Genomic DNA, 238 nt, shown 5'->3' with positions numbered 1-238 from the left:
CGCATTTACTCGTCGCCCTGTTGCTTCCGCACCCCCTGGCCTCGCTGGCCGCGGGAACGGCGGCCGTGCTGGCGGCAATCACCTATTACGGGCGGCACCGCAGGCGCCGGCCGCAGCGCCCGCTCGACCAAGCCGCCGTGCAGGCGCTGGCGCTGGTCGACGAGGCGGTCCTGGTGCTGGATGCCGAGGACCGGGTGCTGGATGCCAATCCCGCGTTCCTGCGCATGGGGGGCTGGAC

The 238-nt window shown here is 72.7% G+C and carries 1 protein-coding gene; it reads left to right on the top strand.

Going from position 1 to position 238, the window contains the following annotated elements; translation table 11 throughout:
- Nucleotides 1-238: PAS domain-containing protein (locus SB775_RS33595; protein ID WP_410865635.1), on the top strand; the 238-nt coding region annotated here is incomplete at both ends.

This window comes from Peribacillus sp. SIMBA_075 (assembly GCF_046534585.1).
This window is presented reverse-complemented; position numbering and strand designations above follow the sequence as displayed.